The following is a 2355-nucleotide window of genomic DNA, read 5'->3' as shown; positions in this document are numbered from 1 at the left end:
CTGGACAAAATGACTCCAGATGAGTTTTACTATGACCAGCTACCACAACAAAATAAGGTAGCTTAACTAGAGCAGAATATCACTTATAAATAAGCTTTTAGTTGTTCAAACAAGTGGGACCACCTCTATTTGACCCTAAAGTTCATTTTACCTCTTCAAGCTTATTAATGAAATTCGCCCTTTCTAGCTTCAGCACCAAACTTGCAATTCTACTCAAAACACCCAATATTAAGCGCAATATGTTGACAGTATTACGCCTAAGCTATGCCTGAATTACCAGAAGTAGAAACCACCAAAACCAGTCTATTGCCTTTACTAAATGAAAAAGTGTTGAAGGTGGATATTTATCAATCCAGTTTACGTTGGCCTATTCCTGATGACATTCAAAAACTGGTAGGGCAAAAACTCATAAAACTAAGTCGGCGCTCGAAATACATCTTAGCTGAGTTCGAACAAGACACGATGCTGTGGCATTTGGGCATGTCTGGTAGTTTCCGTATTTGTGAAGGTCATGAGGAACGTCGTAAGCATGACCATCTCATAATTCAGTTTGAAGACATGCAATTGCGCTACCATGACCCTCGCCGATTTGGCTGTATTTTATGGTTAGATCAAAATACTCAAACTAAGCTAATTGACACGTTAGGACCAGAACCCTTAAGTGATGCTTTTAATGCGGACTACCTATTCAATAAATTTAAAAATAAGAATACCGGCATTAAAGTTGCAATTATGGATAACCATGTTGTTGTTGGTGTCGGTAACATTTACGCGACTGAAAGCTTATTTAACCTTGGTATTCATCCTGCACAACCTGCTTCCAGTTTAAGCATGAACCAAGTTGAAAAAATGGTGCTTGAAATTAAGCGCATTCTTAAACAAGCGATTGATTTGGGTGGCTCTACCCTACGAGATTACAGTAATGCTATGGGTGAAAATGGTTATTTCCAGCAAACACTACTGGCTTATGGGCGTGTTGGTGAGATGTGCATTAACTGTGAAACGACGTTACAGAACCTTAAGCTCGGGCAACGGGCAAGCGTATTTTGTCCTGAATGTCAGCCATTAAAAAAGGTTAAAATGACCAGTAAGAAAGCCCTTAAAGGAAGCAAAGCATGAAATCTGCCATCGTCCGTCATATTTTAGTGAAAGATAAAGAGTTGTGTGAACAACTCAAAAAGAAAATTAAAGGCGGTGCAGATTTTGCCAAAATTGCCAAACAACATTCGACCTGTCCATCTGGGAAAAAAGGCGGTGAGCTGGGTGATATTAAAAAAGGTCAACTGGTCGGCCCAATCGATAAAGCAGTTTTCACATTGCCTGAACGTGAACTGCATGGCCCAATCAAAAGCCAATTTGGTTGGCATTTATTAGAAATTAAATTTCGAATGGATTAGTCATTTCCCCCCTCTTCTGATGAAGCAGTGTTTCTCACCTTTAATAAAGGAAGGAAAAGCCCCCCTTTAAAAAAGGGATTTAGGGAAATTAAAAAACGGCGCTCCAAGCGCCGTTTTTTTATTTACTCCAAAAGCTTAAGCTTCAGGACGTTTTTTTAGCTCGTCACGAATTTCACGCAGTAATTCGATATCTTCCGGAGTCGCTTCAGGTTCAGGCGCTGCTTCTTCTGCTTTATCACGGCGTAGTTTGTTCATCAGTTTCACCAACCAGAACACTACCCATGCTAAAAGCAAGAAGTTAATAAGAATGGTTAAGAAGTTACCATAGGCCAAGACATTTAAACCGGCATCTTGTGCTGCTTTTAAAGTAGTTACATTATTCGGATTATCGCCCAAGACAACAAACCAATTTGAATAATCAACATCACCGCCCAGAATCCATGAAATCAATGGCATCACGATATCTTTTACCATTGAATCAATAATTTTACCGAACGCACCACCGATGATCACACCGACAGCCAAGTCCATCACGTTGCCTTTTACGGCAAATTCTTTAAATTCTTGAATAATACTCATGTTATCTCCAGAAATTTTTTTCAGCTTTAATTTTGTGACGAAGTATACATTATATCTGTATAACTATTTCCACCTAATTTACTTGGTTTTTATTAGATTCTAAATGCCATGTATAAAAATTCACACAAAACATTTTTCTCTATATTAAAAAGGATGGTGGTGTTTCAAAAAGTATGCTAGTTAATTCTGTCAATAGAGAAATTGAAAATAAGTAAATTAAATTCACTATATTTTTAATGCTTTATGAGATATCGGTGGTGTTTCAAAAAGTATGCTGACATTAAATGAAACCATTATTGATGTAAAAAAAGGTTAAGTCGAAGGCTTTAAAATGGTTTTCAATCTTTTTGGAGAAATTACAACTCTTTCTAAAACCGCG

General features: G+C 37.5%; 3 protein-coding genes and 1 pseudogene. 2 read left to right on the top strand and 2 right to left on the bottom strand.

Annotated features, from left to right (window positions below; all coding sequences use genetic code 11):
• Window positions 1-264: 264 nt before the first annotated feature.
• Together mutM and FTT84_RS17545 are read left to right on the top strand one after the other, a co-directional pair.
• Window positions 265-1119, top strand: coding sequence for a bifunctional DNA-formamidopyrimidine glycosylase/DNA-(apurinic or apyrimidinic site) lyase (gene mutM, locus FTT84_RS17550; protein WP_180058019.1), 855 nt, complete (start codon window positions 265-267; stop codon window positions 1117-1119).
• The gene (locus FTT84_RS17545; RefSeq protein WP_067764891.1) at window positions 1116-1397 is read left to right on the top strand and encodes a peptidylprolyl isomerase; all 282 of its coding nucleotides are present in this window, start codon (window positions 1116-1118) and stop codon (window positions 1395-1397) included. Before mutM ends, FTT84_RS17545 begins: the two co-directional genes overlap by 4 nt.
• A gap of 135 nt (window positions 1398-1532) precedes the next feature.
• On the opposite strand, the gene mscL is transcribed toward FTT84_RS17545, so the two are convergent.
• Together mscL and FTT84_RS17535 are read right to left on the bottom strand one after the other, a co-directional pair.
• Entirely contained in the window at window positions 1533-1976 is a 444-nt protein-coding gene (gene mscL / locus FTT84_RS17540; protein ID WP_180058021.1) for a large conductance mechanosensitive channel protein MscL, read from the bottom strand.
• 280 nt (window positions 1977-2256) lie between these two features.
• Window positions 2257-2355, bottom strand: a pseudogene (locus tag FTT84_RS17535) (IS1 family transposase); the annotation flags it as partial.

Source organism: Acinetobacter sp. YH01019 (assembly GCF_013420285.1).
Classification (GTDB): Bacteria; Pseudomonadota; Gammaproteobacteria; order Pseudomonadales; family Moraxellaceae; genus Acinetobacter; species Acinetobacter gandensis.
The sequence above is the reverse complement of the archived record's forward strand: the minus strand, read 5'-3'. Positions and strand labels throughout refer to the sequence as shown.

Excerpts from the sequence above, each read along its gene's own strand:
- mutM (WP_180058019.1), top strand. The coding sequence starts at position 265 with ATGCCTGAATTACCAGAAGTAGAAACCACCAAAACCAGTCTATTGCCT.
- FTT84_RS17545 (WP_067764891.1), top strand. The coding sequence starts at position 1,116 with ATGAAATCTGCCATCGTCCGTCATATTTTAGTGAAAGATAAAGAGTTG.
- mscL (WP_180058021.1), bottom strand. The coding sequence starts at position 1,976 with ATGAGTATTATTCAAGAATTTAAAGAATTTGCCGTAAAAGGCAACGTG.